Raw genomic sequence first — 18987 nt, forward strand, 5'->3', positions numbered from 1 at the left:
TATTCGAGATAAATTCCTCTTTTTCGCATTTCTTCTTTATCTGCTCTATGGTAAAAAATGGCTTTTCGTTTTTATCGTCAATGGCAATATCAAGCCTTGTGAAGTGGAAGTTATCCCGTCCGTATCTTCGCTCACAATGTTTGAACATATCCCCAAAGGTATAATCCTACTGTCGAGAATACGGAAAATATCATCACAACCTCTGCCGGTCATAACAAGATAACAGCCTAACCCTTGTGGGTTGTCCTCTGTTTTCCTTGCGTCCCCCGATACATAAATATCTCCAATCTGCCAGCGTGCTTGATAGGTTTTGTATTTAATGCTTGCCGGATAGACATTGAAAATATCAGTCGGTAAACCTAAAATGTGCATGATGATATCTTCAGCGGTTGCAGTATCAAATACAATACTGATGTAATCAATCTTAACGGATAAATTTTTGTGTGTAGTTATAGTGCATTGCTCCTTTCGTATGCCCCCGTTTTTTTGCGGGGTAAAAATCGTGTTTTGTCCTTTATTTATCACAGTTTCTAGGTACTATGACATGTATGCGCAGTGCGGTGTTACATATACGCCCTCTGCGAACGCCTTTAGGCGTTCCTTTTCCAAAAGGAACTGTCTGTCCGAACACGTCTGGGGGACGTGCCCCGTCCAGCCAGCCCCTTTTGGAAACCACTATTTTCGGTCTGATAGTCCATGCTTATTCATGCTATCAAAGTGAAAATGTATCTTCTCTATGCTTACTCAAGCGTGTGATTGACCCTATCGTGCTTAATCACTCTATCTGATACGATAATAACGCCATTAGAATTACTTGTCAAGAAGTTTTTGTTGACTTTTAGATGTAGATTAAGTATGATATGCTTATAAATACCAAGAAAAGCAACGAAAGGAGCGGTTATACTAAGTTATGGAGCATTATGAAAAGAAAATCAGTTTCTTAGGAGAGAACATACAGACCATAAGAAAACACAGAGGAATGAAACAACAGGAACTTGCGGATAAAATCGGTATCAATATGCAGAGCCTTTCCAAGATTGAACGAGGTGTGAATTTTCCTACCTTTGATACATTAGAAAAGATAATGGACGTGCTGGGTGTAATGCCCAATGAATTATTATCGGGAGAATGGAAGTATGTTAATCAATCCGAAAAGGAAGTCTGCCAGTTTTTAAGAATTGAAGAACGATTAAATGCAGAACTAAAACATGGACATTATGACAACTTCTTTGACAGCGAGGAAGAATGGCTGGAATATGAGTTGGAAAAGTTACGGGAATATATTACCGACTACATCAACGGGAAAAGTATTGTAGCGTCCGACCTTTATCCAATCAAAGAATTTATCCAGCATTTGAAGTTTCAAAAACTGTTAGACCGCTATGATGATTTATACAGCATGGATATGTTCGGGGAAAGCATAGAGGGACATAAATATAGGACACCTTATCAAGTCGTAAAAATGATAAACCCCAATTCAAAAGAAGATATGGAATTATTACGGGAAGTATTGAAAAATAACCATTTTGATGATGAGGACGAATAACTTTTTTCCTCTTTGTAGAAGATACAGCAAACAAAAAGCCCAGTAAAGAGTGCAAAGCACCACCAATGGTGGCAAGGCTCTTGACAGGGCTTTTTCTTTTCTGTGGAGGGTAATCAAGAGGAAGAAAAGATAAAATTTGATTTGTGGTAAATCGGATAATATCAATGAAATTGTCACGGTACAAGTTTGGGCTATATAAGGAATAGTAACTGGAAGATTGTTGGATAAAAGAAAAAGGCTTGCAGTTCTGTATTGATTTGCAAGCCTAAATATATTATTTATACTTCTGGAAAATCCCGACTAATAAAGTATCTATCGCTTCAGCTAATTCAAATCTAACTTTATCTGAGGCAGAAAAAGCGTTTCCTAATTGCAAAGTTGTATAACCGTGAATTATTCCAGTAAGCATATTTAATATTTCAAGTGTTTTGTCTTTGTTAAGACTGCACGATTGGATAAGAGTAGTTAATAATGAAAGATAGTTGTTAAAAATGGTTGCTGTTTCCTCTGTTCCGTGCCACACAGCCCATTGAATTGTTTCATAAACTCCGGGGTGTTCAATCATATAGTTTAGGTATTCGATAGAAACTAACTTAATTGCTTCTTTCCCTATTTTTCCAACGGCAATTTTCATCATTCTTTCATTCATGTCACGCATACCATTATGAGCAACTTCTAAAAGAAGATTATCTAAACTTTCTATGTGATTATATAAAGATGGTGTACGAATGTTTAATTTTTGAGCAACAGCTTTTAACGAAACGTTATTTAATCCTTTTTCATCTGCTAAGTCTGATGTTGCTTTTATTACTGCTTCTTTAGTGGTTTTCATAGTTATGCACCTCATTCAAAATATCATACAAACACAATTCTAGCTAATTGAATTAGTGTAGTCAATAACACAATTAGAAAATTATGATTATTTATTGACTTTCCTACAAAAACATTTTAAAATACTAATTGAATTAGTTAAATAACTATTTGAAGTAGTATTTTGAGGAGTGAGTATATGTGTACAAGATTTGTTTACAATGGTATAGATAAAATTGTTGGTTTTAATTTTGATATTGACCTTTCTGTATGGGATCATACTGTAATTACCGAAGAAAATAGATTTTATATTGGTATTAAAATGCCTGACGGTATGTATCATTCATTTCATGGGATAAATAAAAATGGTAATGTAGGAACACTTCTTTATGTTCATGGTAATGAAAATGCAAGGTATATAGAAAGCGAGGATTGTATTACAATATCTGAATTAACAGAAAAATTCATTAAGGCAGAGATTTCTTTTGATAAAGCCTTGGACATTGTTAAAAAGAAAAAAATTATTTATGCACCAGATGCTACTATGCAAGCTATGCTTTCTGATAAAAAAGGACGAGTTTTAATTATTGAACCCGGAATTGGGTATAGATATGAACAAGAAAATTTTTCACTTATTACAAATTATTCTATTCTAAAACCAGATATAACAAAGCCGTACATTGTTTCTGGGGATACAAGATACGAAGTGGCTAAAGAGTTATTGGCAGGATATGATAAAGATTTTTCAGTAAATGACGCATTTAAAGTATTAAAATCTGTTTCTCAAAAAGACTTGTGGGCAACTAGGGTTTCATTTGTATATTCTACAGAAAAAATAAAGTTTATTATGTCTTGAACAATGATTTTAGTAATGTATTTGAATTTCAGTTTTAATACTAATGAATTTATAAATTTGCAATTATGATAAGAAAGGTTATTATGATAGGACTAAAAAAGCAAGATATAAAAGCATTGAAAGTAACTGCTGTGGAAAGTTTTAGGAATAATCTTATACGATTATGCACTACCTAACAGCATTTTATCAACAACTAAATATTTTACAATATTAAAAGTTCGTACAGACGGTATATTTTGTACGGACTTTTTTCTTGTTCTTCTTTTTGTATTTTCCAAAGATATAGACGGTATCTCCGTTTATATATTTCAGCGTATGCGGAAAGGAGGTGAGATTATGAACCCATCTTCTTTCGAGCATATCGTTAGAATACAGTTTAATGCTTTGATGATGACTGTTATTAAATGCACAGTAAAAAACAGAAACAGACAGTTTGCAAGACGTTCTAAGCGTGAAGTTTTATTCTGTGAATTATCAGATACGAAAAATGTTGAATGTGTAACTAAGGATAACTATTCTTGTGATTACATTTCGTTTGAAGTCTTGAATTTTACAATTCAAATATCAAATGAGAAACTTGCTGTTGCTTTATATAAGTTATCGAATAAAGAGCGTGATGTAATTCTATTACGCTATTTTCAAAGTATGAGCGACCAAGAAATAGCCGAATTATATCATGTATCACGTTCTGCTATTTATCGCAGAAGAAGTAACGGATTGAAGAAACTAAAAACAGTATTGAAAGAAAGGAATTGAACCAATGAAAAAAGAATATGGCTACCCTACATTAAAAGTAATATGTCAAGCGTCTGCTGGAAATGAAACTGCCATAAGAGAGATTTTGAAGTTTTATGACGCTTATATATGTAAATTATGCTTGCGTCCGTTTTACCACTCTGAAAGTGGTAAAATCATTATGCAGGTTGATGAAGAATTAAAAGGTCAAATCCATACAGAAATGATGAAAGCAATCTTGAAATTTGAAATCAGAGTAAAATAATCATACTACATGAATGAAAAACGGGAGATACACAGATATTTGTGCTATCTCCCATGTTGTTTTTGTGTCATATCAAGGCTCATTCAATCGTGGTAAATTCGTGGTAAAATGAATAGTTTTCTATACTTCAAAATGTTTGAAAGTATAGTGTTTATGCGGATAATCAAAAATCAGATATAAAATTTAAGGATAAACGTATGTAATATTTATCACAGAAAATGATGTTTTAAAAGGTAATTTGCCGATATATCATATTGAACGTGTTATTCTGGAAAATGGAGAGTTGTTTTATGATGAAGAGCATATCATATATGTGAATTCCAGGATTGCTGACGAAACGACGCTTGGCAGATTGATGCACGATTTCTGGTGTACAGATGCGGGGGATATGTATAATACAGTATTAGCAAATAGAGTTCGTTATTTCAAGGAAGACGTGAAAGGAGTGGAGATTATGTGTAAGGAAATGGAAAAGATGCGTGATGAAGTGCGAGAAGAAGCCAAGCTTGAAATAATATATAAAATGATCAAAAAGAATTATTCAAATGCCGAAATTAAAGAATTTTATGATGTTACAGATGAAGAGATTGAACAGATAAAGGAAAAGATGAATGATGATTAGAATACGTAAGGCGGAATGGAAGGATATAGATGTGATTGATCAGACACAGGTGGATGTATATGTACTTGGTGAATGAAAACTATTTATTGTAATGCAAGAGAATAACGTATATATGTTAAGTTAAAATCCAGCGGACCGGTCAGGTCTGCTGGATTTTCTTAAGTAACATTCTATGCTTTTAATATCTCTGACAGATTTGCCTGGATACCTGCAGCAATCTCCGGTTTATTCATAGAGTATACATGGATATGCTTTACTCCATTTGCCAGCAGATCGATGATCTGGTCTGTAGCGTAAGCAATGCCGGCCTGTTTCATGGCAGCTTCGTTGTCGCCAAAACGGTCTACGATGTTCTTGAAACGCTCCGGTACGTTACAGCCAGAGAGTTTCACAGCATTCTTTACCTGAGCGCGTCTGGTGATCGGCATGATACCCGGGATGATCGGAACGGTGATTCCGGCTTCTCTTACGCGGTACATGAAGTTGAAGAAGATATTGTTATCGAAGAACATCTGGGTTGTGAGATATTCGCATCCGGCTTCAACTTTTCTTTTTAAACCTTCAAGGTCATCTGCTTTGGTCGGAGAATCCGGGTGTACTTCCGGGTAGCAGCTCCGCCGACACAGAAGTCACCGTTTTCTTTGATAAATGCTACCAGTTCGGAAGCGTGGGCAAAGTCAGTAAATACTTCACCCTCGAAGTTATTTGGCAAGTCGCCTCTGAGTGCAAGGATATTCTCGATGCCTGCGGATTTCATTTCATTCAGTGCAGTTTTGATGTTTTCTTTGCTTGCACATACGCAGGTCAGATGTGAGATAGCAGGTACGTTGTATTTCTGCTGAATCTCGCTTGCAAGCTGGATCGTATTGCCCTTTGTGCTTCCACCGGCACCGTAAGTAACGCTCATGTAGCTTGGCTGCAGTTTGGCGATGCCGAGAGTGGCAGTTTCTACATTGGCAAAATCAGTATCTTTTTTTGGAGGAAAGACCTCGAAGGATAAGGAGGTCTGTTCTTGTCTGAGTAATTCTCTTATTTTCATCGTATGTATACCTCGTTGTCTGAAAAACAGCAGACCATTATGATCTGCTGTCTTTCTATGCTTTTAGGTTAGGGTTTATTTGCGTAACTGTTCAGAACCCACTCATGCATTCGCAAAACCGCACGATAACACGTGCTTTCTCACTGCTGCGTAGTTACTTATTTTCAAGCAACTTGTCAATGCTTACCAGTTTCACGCTGAGTACGAAGATTTTAGCAGCTTCCCGGATCTCTTGCAGTGTCGGATAAGAAGGTGCAATACGGATGTTGGAATCTTTTGGATCCTTGCCGTATGGGAATGTAGCACCTGCACCGGTCATTACAAGACCTGCTTCTTTTGCCTTGGCTACGATTGCCTTAGCGCATCCGTCCATGGAATCGAAGGAAATGAAATATCCTCCGCGCGGTGCGATCCAGGAACCAATCTCCAGTCCGCCAAGCTCTGTTTCCAGAGTATCAAGTACAGCGTCGAACTTTGGACGCATGATGTCTGCGTGTTTCTTCATATGCTGAACCATGCCGTGGATATCTCCAAAGAATCTTGCGTGGCGCAGCTGATTTAATTTGTCATGACCGATGGTCTGGATTTTCATCTGCTTGCGGATGTCAGCAAGGTTGGCATCTGATGCAGCGATAGCACCGATACCGGAACCTGGGAAGCTGATCTTGGAAGTAGAAGCGAATTTGTATACCATGTCAGGGTGTCCTTCTTTCTTACATTCCATCAGGATCTCGATCAGGTAATCCTGCTTGTCCTCATACAGGTGATGAATACCGTATGCATTGTCCCAGAAGATACGGAAGTCTTCAGCAGCCGGATTCAGTTTGGCGAAACGGTGAACTGTCTCGTCTGAGTATGTGATTCCCTGCGGGTTGGAGTATTTCGGTACACACCAGATACCCTTTACAGCAGGATCATTATTAACGTATTCTTCGACCATATCCATGTCAGGACCGGTTGGAGTCATCGGGATATTGATCATTTCTATTCCAAAGTATTCGGTAATGGCAAAGTGACGGTCGTATCCAGGTACCGGACATAAGAACTTAACCTTGTCCAGTTTGCACCATGGAGTGCTTCCCATAACACCGTGTGTCATAGAACGTGCAATGGTGTCGTACATAACATTCAGACTGGAATTGCCGAAGATGATAATATTGTCTTTTGGGACTTCCATCATATCTGCAAGAAGCTGTTTGGCTTCTTTGATTCCGTCCAAAACACCATAGTTACGGCAGTCAACACCTTCTTCACACACAAGGTCTGAGTCACTTGTGAGTACATCCATCATACCCATAGACAGATTCAGCTGTTCGGTAGATGGCTTACCACGTGACATATCCAACTTGATGCCTTTGGCTTTTACTTTCTTGAATTCTTTCTCCAGATTACTTTTTAAGCTTAACAATTCTTCTTTTGATAAATCCTTATACGCAGTCACTTCAACACATCCTCCAATTACTTATATACTTATGTGATAACATCAACGTGTATAATTTTACCATAAATTGAAAAATCGTCAATTATTTCTTGCAAAATAAATTATAAAAACTTCAATTTTGGCGATAAAAATGAATGTATGTGAAATGTAAATGCAAATTTTATTCATTTTTGCAAGAAATTGTTATGAAAAGATCAAATAAAGCACACATATCGGGATTGGTATCGTACATGCATTCCGGATGCCACTGGACACCCAGGGCAAATGTGTGGGCATCAGACTCCAGCGCTTCGATCACACCGTCATCGGTAAAGGCAGATGGGATCAGATGCGGTGCAGGGGCTTGGATAATCTGATGGTGATAAGAATTAGTGAAGGTATAAGAGCCAAAGAGCCTGTGGAGTATACTGTTTTTCGTAAATGTTACTTTGTGGGAAGGGTCACTTCGATGGAATGTCTGCTGAAAATGACTGATGCAAGGCTCTTGGGTAAGTGAGATGTCCTGGTAAATACTTCCGCCAAGTGCAGCGTTTAAGACTTGCATACCACGGCAGATTGCAAGAAGAGGTCTGTTATAGGAAAGAACTGACCGGATCAGGGCTAGATGAAATATATCAGTGGCTAGGTCTGTTGTGCCAATACCCGGCAAAGGATCTTCGCCAAGAAGAGCGGGAGTGATATCGTTACCGCCGCAGAACAGGAAACCGTCACAGAAAGACAGCTCATCCATAGAAGGGCAGATATCGGTGATCGGAAGCAGTACAGGGATACCGCCGGAAGCCTCAATGGCATGAATATAAGGTGTGGATACAAACTGACGCTGCGCGCTTGGGGATTCTGAGAATCCGCAGACTGCGATACCGATGACTGGTTTCATGAAGGCTCCTTTAATGATGTGATTACGGCTAAGATGCCACGGATTGCATGCAATGTGATTACAGCTAAGATGCCACGGATTGCATGCGATGTGATTACGGCTAAGATGCCACGGATTGCTTCGTGCTATGCACTCCCGCAATCCTTCCAATTATTCGCATATCGTGGGATTGTCATCCCACTTTTAAGCTCATATTGGGGCGGGTCCCAAGATCTTTTATCCACGTATGAGCAAGCTCATGTGGATTTAGATCTTTTGACCCTGGCATCGTAATATATGCAAAAGGAGCACTGCTTATGCAGTGCTCCTGATAAAATCATAGCCAGCTTATCAAGCTGCTTCATAGATATGAAGATTAGTTGGTGTGATTTTTTGCTTCCTGCATCTTCATAGCACGAACCTTTAACGGCAGACCGAACAGATTGATGAATCCGTCTGCATCGTGGTGGTCATACAGATCACCGGTTGTGAAGCTTGCAAGAGACTCGCTGTACAGTGAGTATGGAGAAGTAGTACCGGCTTTTGTGATATTACCTTTGTACAGTTTGAATTTTACTTCACCTGTCACATATTCCTGTGTGCTTTCGATGAATGCCTGGATTGCTTCGCGCAGTGGTGTGAACCATTTTCCTTCATATACTACCTGAGACAGCTTATTGCCCATCTCTTCTTTTACTTCATAAGTAGCACGGTCTAATACCAGTTCTTCCAGCTGCTGATGTGCTTCGTACAGGATGGTTCCGCCAGGTGTCTCGTATACACCACGAGATTTCATACCTACAACACGGTTCTCAACGATATCGATGATACCGATACCATGCTTGCCGCCAAGTTCGTTCAGCTTGCGGATGATGTCAGATACCTTCATTTCTACGCCGTTAACGCTTTTCGGTACACCTTTTTCAAATGTCATTGTAACGTATTCCGGCTCATCTGGTGCCTTTTCTGGTGTAACACCAAGTACCAGCAGGTGATCGTAATTAGGTTCGTTAGCCGGATCTTCCAGTTCCAGACCTTCGTGGCTGATATGCCAGATGTTACGGTCGCGGCTGTAGCTGTGGCTTGCGTCAAATGGAAGGTCGATGCCATGTGCTTTACAGTATTCGATTTCATCTTCGCGTGACTGCATGGTCCATACATCTGTCATTCTCCAAGGAGCAATGATCTTGATGTCCGGAGCCAGAGCTTTGATACCAAGTTCGAAACGGATCTGGTCATTTCCTTTACCGGTAGCACCGTGGCAGATTGCAACAGCGCCTTCTTTTCTGGCAATCTCTACCAGTTTCTTAGCGATAGCAGGACGAGCCATAGATGTACCTAACAGATATTTGTCCTCGTATACAGCGTGTGCCTGTACACATGGTACAATGTAATTGTCGCAGAAATCGTCTACGATATCTTCAATATATAATTTGGAAGCGCCGGACATTTTAGCACGCTCTTCCAGTCCGTCAAGCTCTTCTGCCTGTCCACAGTCGATACAGCAGCAGACAACGTCGTAATCAAATGTTTCTTTCAGCCACGGAATGATCGCTGTTGTATCAAGTCCGCCAGAATATGCAAGAACAACTTTTTCTTTCATAATTAAATACCCTCCGATTTGTAAATGTGTGTTAATGTTTAATAAATATAACTGTTCAAAAACCTGGTCAGACAGACCGGATATTTCGAACGGTTATGCTTGCTTTATCAAATGACAACACCAACTATACACTAAAATTTATAAATATGCAAGGTAAATACTGTAAATAGAGATGAATAATATGCGTGAAAAATGAATTAATATGCACAAAAAATATAAAAATCAAAGGCAGAGTATTTACAATGGACAAATAGTGGTCTAAACTATGTATTAAAACATCGATATTGCGAAAGAGAGGGTAACAATATGATTAAAGTTGGAATTATAGGTTCTACTGGTTATGCTGGAGCAGAGCTTGTAAGAATACTTACAGGACATAAAGAAGCAGAGATTGTGTGGTATGGTTCGAGAAGTTATGTGGACAAACAGTATGCGGATGTATACCGCAATATGTTCCAGATCGTGGATGCCGCTTGTATGGATGATAATATGGATGAACTTGCCAGACAGGTGGATGTGATCTTTACAGCTACACCACAGGGACTGTGCGCCTCTCTGGTGAATGAAGATATATTATCGAAGACAAAGATCATCGATCTGAGTGCGGACTTTCGTATTAAAGATGTATCGGTCTATGAGAAATGGTACGGCATTGAGCATAAGAGTCCAGAGTTTATCAACGAGGCGGTATATGGATTGTGCGAGATCAACAGAGATAAGGTAAAGGGAGCAAGACTGGTAGCTAATCCGGGATGCTATACCACATGCTCTATTTTGACTGCATATCCATTGGCAAAAGAAGGCATCATTGATATGAGCACATTGATCGTAGATGCCAAGTCCGGTACTTCCGGAGCAGGAAGAGGAGCAAAGCTTCCGAATCTGTTCTGTGAAGTTAATGAGAATATGAAGCCTTACGGTGTGGCTACGCATAGACATACACCGGAGATCGAGGAGCAGCTTGGATATGCATCCGGTGAAAAAGTAGTGATCAATTTCACACCGCATCTTGTGCCGATGAACCGTGGTATTCTGGCTACGGAATATGCATCTCTGAAAAAAGATGTTACTTATGAAGATGTAAAAGCAATTTATGATAAATACTATGCAGATGAGAAGTTTGTCCGTGTGCTGAAGGAGAACGAACTGCCGGAGACCAAATGGGTAGAGGGCAGTAATTATGTGGATATTAATTTCAAGATTGATCCGCGTACGAATCGGATTATCATGATGGGAGCCATCGATAATCTGGTAAAAGGAGCAGCAGGACAGGCTGTTCAGAATATGAACCTGATGTTTGGACTGGATGAAGCAGAAGGACTGAACCTTGTGCCGATGTTCCCATAGTATCGTGTGATACAGGGCACAGATCCGATTACGGGACAGAATGGAGAAGAATAATGATAAGGGTAATGACTATCGAAGATTATGATGAAGTATATGCGTTGTGGAAGAAAATCCGCGGATTTGGCATTCGCAGTATCGACGATTCCAGGAAAGGCGTGGACCGGTTTCTGAAGCGGAATCCTACGACCAGTGTGGTTGCTGAGAAGGATGGCAGGATTGTCGGAAGCATCCTTTGCGGACATGACGGAAGACGGGGCTGTTTCTATCATGTATGCGTGGATGAGAATTATCGTAGACATGGAATTGGCAAGGCAATGGTAGTAGCGTCTATGGAAGCACTGAAAGCAGAGCATATCAATAAAGTATGCCTGATCGCATTTACCAGTAACGATGGTGGTAATGCATTTTGGAATACGATTGGCTGGACCAGAAGACTGGATCTGAATTACTATGATTTTACACTGAATGCAGAGAATATTACTGCATTTAATCAGGGCGTATAAACGAACAGATAATAAGAAAGGGAAAGAACATGGAGAAAATCAAAGGTGGAGTTACCGCAGCAAAAGGATTTGAAGCAGCAAGTACAGCAGCAGGTATTAAATATAAAGACAGAACAGATATGGCACTGATCTACAGTCAGGTACCATGCGAGGCGGCAGGAACATTTACTACTAATGTGGTAAAAGCAGCGCCTGTGAAATGGGATCGCCAGGTCGTAGACAGCGGCAAGAAAGCGCAGGCAGTGATCGTGAACTCAGGCATAGCTAATGCATGTACCGGAGCAGAGGGTTTTGGATATTGCAAGGATACAGCAGAAGCAGCAGCTAAATATCTGTCCGTAGATGCAGAAGGAGTTCTGATTGGTTCTACCGGCGTCATCGGTAAGCAGATGCCAATCGATAGGCTGACAGCAGGCATCGAAGTACTGGCTGGTAAGAAGAATGACAGTATTGAGAATGGTACAGAGGCTGCCAAAGCTATTATGACTACAGACACTCATGAGAAAGAACTGGCAGTGACTATTCAGGTGGGTGGTAAGACCGTAACTATCGGAGGTATGGCGAAAGGTTCCGGCATGATCCATCCAAATATGTGCACTATGCTTGCATTTGTTACAACAGATGCTGTTATTACAAAGGAAGCACTGCAGAAAGCACTGAGTGAAGATGTTGTAGATACTTATAATATGATCTCTGTAGATGGAGATACCTCAACCAATGATACGGCACTTGTGCTGGCAAATGGTATGGCCGAGAACCCTGTGATCGAGTATGGTACAGAAGATTATCAGACATTCAAGGCTGCGCTTCACGAGATCAATGAATATCTTGCAAAGCAGATTGCAGGAGATGGTGAAGGTGCAACAGCACTTTTTGAAGTCAAAGTAAAGGGTGCTGAGAGTGTGGAAGCAGCTAAAGTGCTTGCCAAGTCAATCGCATGTTCTAACCTTACCAAGACAGCTATTGCAGGTCACGATGCCAACTGGGGAAGAATCGTATGTGCGATGGGTTATTCCGGAGCACAGTTTGATCCTGAGAAAGTAGATCTGTTCTTCGAGAGCAAAGCAGGCAAGATCCAGATTGCAGAAGATGGCGTAGCACTTGATTTCAGCGAAGAGAAGGCAACGGAGATTCTTTCACAGCCGGAAGTAACAGCAATTGCTGATGTGAAAATGGGTGATGCAGAGGCAACGGCATGGGGATGTGATCTGACACATGGCTATATTGAGATCAATGCAGATTACAGAAGTTAGGAGACGGGAAAATGGATAAAAATATGAAGCAGTATCTGGATAAGGCAGAGGTGTTGATCGAGGCGTTGCCATATATCCAGAAGTTTAACCGTAAGGTTATCGTTGTAAAATACGGCGGAAGTGCGATGGTAGATGAGAATCTGAAAAAGCGTGTCATCGAAGATGTGACACTGCTGAAGCTGGTTGGATTTAAACCGATCATTGTACATGGCGGTGGTAAGGAGATCAGCCGCTGGGTAAGCAAGGTTGGCATGGAACCGAAATTCATCAACGGTCTTCGCGTTACAGATGAACCTACCATGGAACTGGCTGAGATGGTACTGGGAAAGGTCAACAAAGAGCTGGTACAGATGGTAGAGAGTCTGGGCGTACGCGCCATCGGTCTCAGTGGCAAGGATGGTGGACTTTTGAATGTTACGAAGAAATATTCCAATGGCGAAGATATCGGATACGTAGGGGAGGTACAGAAGGTAAATGCAGATATTCTGTGGGATCTTCTGGACAAAGATTTTCTTCCGATCGTATGTCCGATCGGTCTGGATGACAGCTTCCATACCTATAATATCAATGCAGATGATGCGGCATGTGCCATTGCCCGTGCAATGAATGCAGAGAAGCTTGCATTTCTGACAGATATCGAAGGCGTGTACAAAGATCCAAACGATCCGTCTACGCTGATCTCAGAACTTCAGATTTCTGAGGCAAAGGAATTTATCGAAAAAGGTTATATCGGAGGCGGTATGCTGCCGAAGCTGAATAACTGCATTGACGCCATTGAGAATGGCGTATCCAGAGTACATATCCTGGATGGAAGAATTCCGCACTGTCTGCTGCTGGAGATCTTTACGAACAAAGGAATCGGAACCGCTATCCTGAAAGATGGCGATGAAATGTATTCTAACAAATAGAGTCGTCTAAAAAACCAATCAGTGGATATACTAACTGTAGGATAACAGGAGGTAGATCTATGATTGGTTTTTTGATTGCGCTTCTTTCGGGTGCTCTGATGAGCGTTCAAGGGGTATTTAACACACAGGTGACGAAGACGACAGGTATGTGGGTAAGCAACGGCTGGGTACAGTTCAGTGCTTTTCTCGTGTGTGCAGTAGCATGGCTAATCGCAGGACGGGATGAGATCCGTACGATCGCAGAAGTCGAACCCAAATATATGCTGCTAGGAGGTGCCATCGGTGCGGGGATTACTTGGACAGTTATTAAGAGCATGGATCAGCTGGGACCTGCAAAAGCAGCACTTCTGATCGTTATTTCACAGCTCATTGTGGCTTACGTAATTGAACTTCTGGGGCTCTTTGGCATAGAGAAAGAACCATTGGAATGGAGGAAGGTAGGCGGTATGGTGCTGGCGCTGATTGGAGTTGCAATTTTCCAGTGGAAATAGTAGAATATTCTTACCTGAGCATAGAAAGAGGGTATTTACAGTGTCGACAGCTGTAAAGGAGCAAATATGCGGGACAGGAAAAAGAGAATAACAGTAGTCATAATGATTTGCATTCTGCTTGTGGTGGTGTCGGGATGCAGTAAAGAGAAGAGTTCAGATACGCTGGAAGAAGTGCAGCAGAGAGAGAAAACCGAGTCTGTAGAAGTGTCAGATGAGACGGAAAACAAGGCAGATGAGACGGAGCAGACGGTAGATACAGAACCTGTGAACAAAGCAGGGAGCGAAGGTGTGATCTATGTATTTGTATGCGGGCAGGTGGCAAGTCCCGGGGTCTATGAGCTCCCGGAAGGAAGCAGAATCTGTCAGGCAATCGATGCAGCAGGCGGGATGCTTGACACAGCATCAACGGACTGGGTGAATCAGGCTGAGACAGCAGAGGATGGCAGAAGATTTATGTACCATCGACAGAAGAAGCGGAGACAATGCCAGAAGGTCAGACGCAGGAGACATCATCGGCAGAGGGAACCGATGGAAAAGTGCATCTGAATGCGGCATCCAGGGAAGAACTTATGACTCTGACCGGAATCGGAGAGAAGAAAGCAGACGCCATTATCCGATACCGGGAATCTAATGGCGGTTTCCATTCTGTAGATGAACTGATGCAGGTGGAAGGAATTAAAGAAGGAACTTATAATAAGATCAAAGATAGTATTGTGATATAGAGGGTGAGAGTAACATGATGAATAAAAGAGTGCTGGTTGTAGACGATGAGAAGCTGATCGTAAAGGGAATCCGCTTCAGTCTGGAACAGGATGATATGAAGGTAGATTGTGCGTATGACGGCGAGGAGGCGCTGAAGTATGCCAGAGAGAATACGTATGATATGATCCTGCTGGATATTATGCTTCCGAAACTTGACGGATTCGAAGTGTGCAGACAGATCCGGGAGTTTTCGGATGTGCCGATTATCATGCTGACAGCAAAAGGGGATGACATGGATAAGATCCTGGGACTGGATTACGGTGCAGATGATTACATTACCAAGCCGTTTAATATTCTGGAAGTGAAAGCAAGGATCAAGGCGATTTTCAGGAGAATCGGACGAAAAGATGCATCAGAAGATGAGAAGCTGCTGGTTCACAGGGATATGAAGATTGATTGTGAGAGCCGGAGAGTGTTTATCGCTGACAGGGAAGTGAATCTGACGGCCAAGGAATTCGATCTTTTGGAGCTTCTGGCAAAGAATCCGAATAAAGTATACAGCAGAGAGAATCTGTTGAATATGGTCTGGGGCTACGAATATCCGGGGGACGCAAGAACAGTGGATGTACATATCCGGAGACTGAGAGAGAAGATTGAGACACATCCAAGCGATCCAAAGTATGTGTATACAAAGTGGGGAGTTGGTTATTATTTCAAGGCTTAAACGTTATATCAGAATCAGAGTATTCAAGAGCCTGCGCCTGTATATTACGGTGCTTTTGATGCTTGTCGGCATCATTCCGTGCCTGGTGCTTAAGGGGCTGGTTCTTAAAAGCTATGAGACCAGAGCAGTCGAAGTGCGTACTGCCGAAATCCAGAATCAGTGCACGATTCTGTGCAGTCAGCTCAGCAATTCTAATTATCAGGACAATGGCATTTCAGACATTATTCAATCAGAGCTTACACAGCTTGCAAATGTATATCATGGGCGGATTATGGTCATTGACAATGATTTCTGCATCATGAGTGACACGGATGATAAGGACGTGGGACGGAAGATGGTGGCAGAATCTGTAGTGAAATGTTTCCGCGGGGACAAGGCTTTTTGCTATGACAGGGATAACCGTTTTATCGAAGTGACTGCGCCCATCCGAGTGTCAGAAGACAGTGAGATCACAGGAGTGGTGCTTGTCAGTGTATCAACCGATACGATTGCAGCGACCAAAGCACTGCTGGCAAAGAAAGCGAATATTGCAGAGCTTGCGATTATTCTGATCGTAGTGATCGCAGCAATTTTCCTGGGAACGATCATGGTGCGTCCGTTTGCAAGGATTACCAGATCCATTGGAGATCTTCAGGATGGATATGATGCGGATTATCTGCACGTGTATACCTATAAAGAGACTACTCTGATCTCAGATGCATTTAACCAGATGCTTGGAAGATTGAAGAAGCTGGATGATTCCCGTCAGGAATTTGTGTCCAACGTGTCTCATGAGCTGAAGACACCATTGACATCTATGAAGGTGCTGTCGGATTCTCTGCTGTCGCAGGAGGAAGTTCCGGTGGAACTGTACCGCGAATTTATGGGGGATCTGTCAGAAGAGATCGAGCGTGAGAATAAGATTATTAACGATCTGCTGTCTTTGGTGAAAATGGATAAGACGGCAGCAACCATGAATATCCGGTCAGAGAATATCAATGAACTGATTGAAAAGATTCTGAAGCGTCTGCAACCGCTCGCATCGGAGGCAAATGTGGAAGTTGTATACGAAAGCTTCGTCCGGTAACGGCAGAGGTGGATGAAGTAAAGCTGTCGCTTGCAATTTCCAATCTGGTAGAGAATGCGATTAAGTATAACCGGGAGAATGGCTGGGTGCATGTCTCTTTAAATGCAGATCATAAGTATGTCTATATAGAAGTGGCAGATTCTGGCATCGGTATTCCGGAGACAGAGACGGAGCATATATTTGAACGATTCTATCGGGTGGATAAGTCGCATTCCAGAGAGATCGGCGGTAGCGGACTTGGACTTTCCATTGCGCGCAATGCAGTAGTTATGCACCGTGGCGCAATCAAGGTGTTCAGCCAGCCGGGGGAAGGTACGACATTTTCCGTAAGAATCCCGATCAATTATGCAGGTTAGGAGGCAGGTATGAAAAAGAGTGGATGGATGATTACATTGCTTATGTTCGGTTGTCTTCTGACAGTGGGATGCCATAAGGAAGAATTTTATGATATGCAAATCTATTATCTCAATTCAGAAGAAACAGCATTGAATACCGAGGGATATAATCTGAACTCTGATAAAGCAGAAGATCAGGTAGAGGAAGTACTGAAGAAGATGCAGAATCCAAAGGATTCGGTAGAATGCGTGCCTGCAATTCCGACAGACTTGATGATCACAGACATTCGTCTGGAAGACGGAAGGCTTGATCTGTATTTCAGCGAGGAGTATGAGATTCTGGATGCAGCATCAGAGGCACTGCTGCAGGCAGCGGTAGTACGGACTGTGACACAGCTTGACGGAGTGGAGCGAGTACAGTTCCATGTAGCCGACGAGGTGCTGAAAGATCATCATGGCAATGAGGTAGGTTATCTGCGCAGTGAGGACTTTGTGCAGAAATAAGAGAACTGATAGAAAAGATTATACGAAAAATCATTAATAAGATAAAAGATAAAATAAATAAAAGAAAACTATTTGCTCTATGTGTGCTGTATCTGGTCATTATGCTGGTTATGGTAAGTCGTGAAATGATGACTGGTGCAGGAATATTTGTTACATTTCCGGTGGATACAGTGGAAAACGGAAGATTGGTGACGGTAACGGGTGAGGTGTTTCGGATAGACGAAACGGAAGAGTATCAGACATTGTATCTGAAAAGGGTTGGAATCAGTGATGGCAGACAGAACATACAGGAGCGATATTTTCTTGCATATGTCAAAGGAAATCATTCCTTTGCACTTGGCAATAAGATAAAGGCGTCCGGATCTCTGGAATTCTTTGAGAATGAAAGAAATCCCGGCGCTTTTTCCAGAAAGAAGTATTATCGAACACAAGGAATCCCTGCCTGTATCTGGGCAGAAGAAGCAGAACTTGTAAATAGGAATACTAATCTGTTCAGGGAAAGGCTGAGGCTCTTAAGAAAGAGATGGTCGGAAGCCGTCCTGCAGATCCTGGGAGCGAAAAAAGGCGGGATACTGAATGCTATGCTTCTGGGAGATAAACAGCAGATGGATGATGAGATAAAAGAGCAGTATCAGGTAAATGGGATTGCCCATATTCTGGCAATATCCGGACTTCATCTTTCTTTTGTCGGACTTGGCTTTTATCGTTTTGTGCGCAGAACAAGTGGCTCGTATCTGGCGGGAGGCTTGGCAGGGATTACATTTCTGTTAATGTATATCGTGATGATCGGTTGTACGGTATCGGCAGTCCGGGCGGTAATTATGTTCTGTATGCAGGTGGGAGCTGATATGACGGGCAGAGTGAATGACAGACTGACTGCGTATACACTTGCTATGGCAACTGTGATCTGGTGGAGACCGCTGGCATTTTTTGATGCAGGCTTTCAGCTGTCCTTCGGTGCAGTAGGAGCAGTGCTGTTTCTTTATCCGCTGATCACGTCAGGGAAGAATACGTTTGGGAAACTGGCAGAGAGTCTGTTGGTCAGTCTTAGTATTGAACTGATTACAGTTCCGGTGATCCTGTATCATTATTACGAACTGCGACCTGGTCGGTGTTATTGAATTTGATCGTGATTCCACTTATGAGTCTGGTGCTGTTACTTGGGTTTCTGGGCAGTATGGGACTTATGCTGATACGTCCGGCAGGAATCAGTATGCTGTATGGATGTGGATATATCCTGGATTTTTTTGAGTTATTGTGCAAAGGGACGGAACAGCTTCCCGGAAGAAGACTCACAACCGGAAGACCGGGAGTAGTCGGAATCATTTTGTATTATGTGATATCAGCAATCGTTGTGTTCTGGTACCGCAAGCAGAAAGAA

Annotated in this window: 18 protein-coding genes and 4 pseudogenes; 16 read left to right on the plus strand and 6 right to left on the minus strand. The window is 41.8% G+C overall.

Features of this window, described 5'->3' with window-relative positions:
* Positions 1-372 (minus strand): annotated as a pseudogene (locus DXA18_RS12060) (replication initiation factor domain-containing protein); the annotation flags it as partial.
* 538 nt (positions 373-910) lie between these two features.
* Here DXA18_RS12060 and DXA18_RS12065 point away from each other — a divergent pair.
* Positions 911-1546 (plus strand): helix-turn-helix domain-containing protein, encoded by a 636-nt coding sequence (locus tag DXA18_RS12065; RefSeq protein WP_005946876.1) that lies wholly within the window; start codon positions 911-913, stop codon positions 1544-1546.
* 274 nt (positions 1547-1820) lie between these two features.
* Here DXA18_RS12065 and DXA18_RS12070 read toward each other — a convergent pair whose 3' ends face one another.
* Positions 1821-2378: a TetR/AcrR family transcriptional regulator gene (locus DXA18_RS12070; RefSeq protein ID WP_005946872.1), complete on the minus strand. Its 558-nt coding sequence runs from the start codon at positions 2376-2378 to the stop codon at positions 1821-1823.
* 177 nt (positions 2379-2555) lie between these two features.
* Here DXA18_RS12070 and DXA18_RS12075 point away from each other — a divergent pair, with 177 nt between their 5' ends.
* From DXA18_RS12075 to DXA18_RS12090, 4 genes are all read left to right on the plus strand, one after another.
* Positions 2556-3212 carry a conjugal transfer protein gene (locus tag DXA18_RS12075; RefSeq protein ID WP_330424566.1) on the plus strand — a complete coding sequence of 219 codons (657 nt, stop codon included), beginning with the start codon at positions 2556-2558 and terminating at the stop codon, positions 3210-3212.
* 336 nt (positions 3213-3548) lie between these two features.
* The gene (locus DXA18_RS12080; protein ID WP_008728841.1) at positions 3549-3968 is read left to right on the plus strand and encodes an RNA polymerase sigma factor; all 420 of its coding nucleotides are present in this window, start codon (positions 3549-3551) and stop codon (positions 3966-3968) included.
* Between the two features lie 4 nt (positions 3969-3972).
* Positions 3973-4212, plus strand: a complete 240-nt coding sequence (locus DXA18_RS12085) for a helix-turn-helix domain-containing protein (RefSeq protein ID WP_005946862.1) — start codon at positions 3973-3975, stop codon at positions 4210-4212.
* A 238-nt stretch (positions 4213-4450) separates the two neighbouring features.
* Positions 4451-4834, plus strand: a complete 384-nt coding sequence (locus DXA18_RS12090; protein ID WP_199665580.1) for a hypothetical protein — start codon at positions 4451-4453, stop codon at positions 4832-4834.
* 170 nt (positions 4835-5004) lie between these two features.
* Here DXA18_RS12090 and metF read toward each other — a convergent pair.
* The 4 genes and pseudogenes from metF to DXA18_RS12110 all read right to left on the minus strand — a co-directional run bounded on the left by metF (position 5005) and on the right by DXA18_RS12110 (position 9773).
* Positions 5005-5873 (minus strand): annotated as a pseudogene (gene metF, locus DXA18_RS17470) (methylenetetrahydrofolate reductase [NAD(P)H]).
* Between the two features lie 154 nt (positions 5874-6027).
* A complete protein-coding gene (locus DXA18_RS12100; RefSeq protein ID WP_118384111.1) occupies positions 6028-7314 on the minus strand; it encodes an aminotransferase class I/II-fold pyridoxal phosphate-dependent enzyme in 1287 nt (428 codons plus the stop codon).
* 160 nt (positions 7315-7474) lie between these two features.
* Complete coding sequence (locus DXA18_RS12105; RefSeq protein ID WP_118384112.1) at positions 7475-8191, minus strand: gamma-glutamyl-gamma-aminobutyrate hydrolase family protein; 717 nt, start codon at positions 8189-8191, stop codon at positions 7475-7477.
* 355 nt (positions 8192-8546) lie between these two features.
* Positions 8547-9773: an argininosuccinate synthase gene (locus DXA18_RS12110; RefSeq protein ID WP_118384113.1), complete on the minus strand. Its 1227-nt coding sequence runs from the start codon at positions 9771-9773 to the stop codon at positions 8547-8549.
* Between the two features lie 306 nt (positions 9774-10079).
* Between DXA18_RS12110 and argC the strand changes: the two genes are divergently transcribed.
* The 11 genes and pseudogenes from argC to DXA18_RS12160 all read left to right on the plus strand — a co-directional run.
* Positions 10080-11120: an N-acetyl-gamma-glutamyl-phosphate reductase gene (gene argC, locus DXA18_RS12115; RefSeq protein WP_118384114.1), complete on the plus strand. Its 1041-nt coding sequence runs from the start codon at positions 10080-10082 to the stop codon at positions 11118-11120.
* 53 nt (positions 11121-11173) lie between these two features.
* Positions 11174-11623 carry a GNAT family N-acetyltransferase gene (locus DXA18_RS12120; protein ID WP_118384115.1) on the plus strand — a complete coding sequence of 150 codons (450 nt, stop codon included), beginning with the start codon at positions 11174-11176 and terminating at the stop codon, positions 11621-11623.
* Positions 11624-11652: 29 nt separating this feature from the next.
* Positions 11653-12876, plus strand: a complete 1224-nt coding sequence (gene argJ, locus DXA18_RS12125; RefSeq protein ID WP_118384116.1) for a bifunctional glutamate N-acetyltransferase/amino-acid acetyltransferase ArgJ — start codon at positions 11653-11655, stop codon at positions 12874-12876.
* A gap of 11 nt (positions 12877-12887) precedes the next feature.
* Positions 12888-13784, plus strand: coding sequence for an acetylglutamate kinase (gene argB / locus DXA18_RS12130; protein WP_118384117.1), 897 nt, complete (start codon positions 12888-12890; stop codon positions 13782-13784).
* 59 nt (positions 13785-13843) lie between these two features.
* Positions 13844-14275: a DMT family transporter gene (locus DXA18_RS12135; RefSeq protein ID WP_118384118.1), complete on the plus strand. Its 432-nt coding sequence runs from the start codon at positions 13844-13846 to the stop codon at positions 14273-14275.
* Positions 14276-14341: 66 nt separating this feature from the next.
* The gene (locus DXA18_RS12140; protein WP_243007123.1) at positions 14342-14821 is read left to right on the plus strand and encodes an SLBB domain-containing protein; all 480 of its coding nucleotides are present in this window, start codon (positions 14342-14344) and stop codon (positions 14819-14821) included.
* Complete coding sequence (locus DXA18_RS16200) at positions 14758-14997, plus strand: ComEA family DNA-binding protein (protein ID WP_243007124.1); 240 nt, start codon at positions 14758-14760, stop codon at positions 14995-14997. The genes DXA18_RS12140 and DXA18_RS16200 overlap by 64 nt, the downstream gene beginning before the upstream one ends.
* A 17-nt stretch (positions 14998-15014) precedes the next feature.
* Positions 15015-15701 (plus strand): response regulator transcription factor, encoded by a 687-nt coding sequence (locus tag DXA18_RS12145; protein ID WP_118384141.1) that lies wholly within the window; start codon positions 15015-15017, stop codon positions 15699-15701.
* Positions 15658-17123: pseudogene (locus tag DXA18_RS12150) on the plus strand (sensor histidine kinase). Before DXA18_RS12145 ends, DXA18_RS12150 begins: the two are co-directional and overlap by 44 nt.
* Positions 17124-17132: 9 nt before the next feature.
* The gene (locus DXA18_RS12155; protein ID WP_118384119.1) at positions 17133-17606 is read left to right on the plus strand and encodes a GerMN domain-containing protein; all 474 of its coding nucleotides are present in this window, start codon (positions 17133-17135) and stop codon (positions 17604-17606) included.
* A gap of 53 nt (positions 17607-17659) precedes the next feature.
* Positions 17660-18915, plus strand: a pseudogene (locus DXA18_RS12160) (ComEC/Rec2 family competence protein); the annotation flags it as partial.
* Positions 18916-18987 lie beyond the last annotated feature (72 nt).

Origin of the sequence: Dorea sp. AM58-8 (assembly GCF_003464045.1) — a bacterium.
GTDB lineage: Bacteria > Bacillota > Clostridia > Lachnospirales > Lachnospiraceae > Claveliimonas > Claveliimonas ammoniilytica.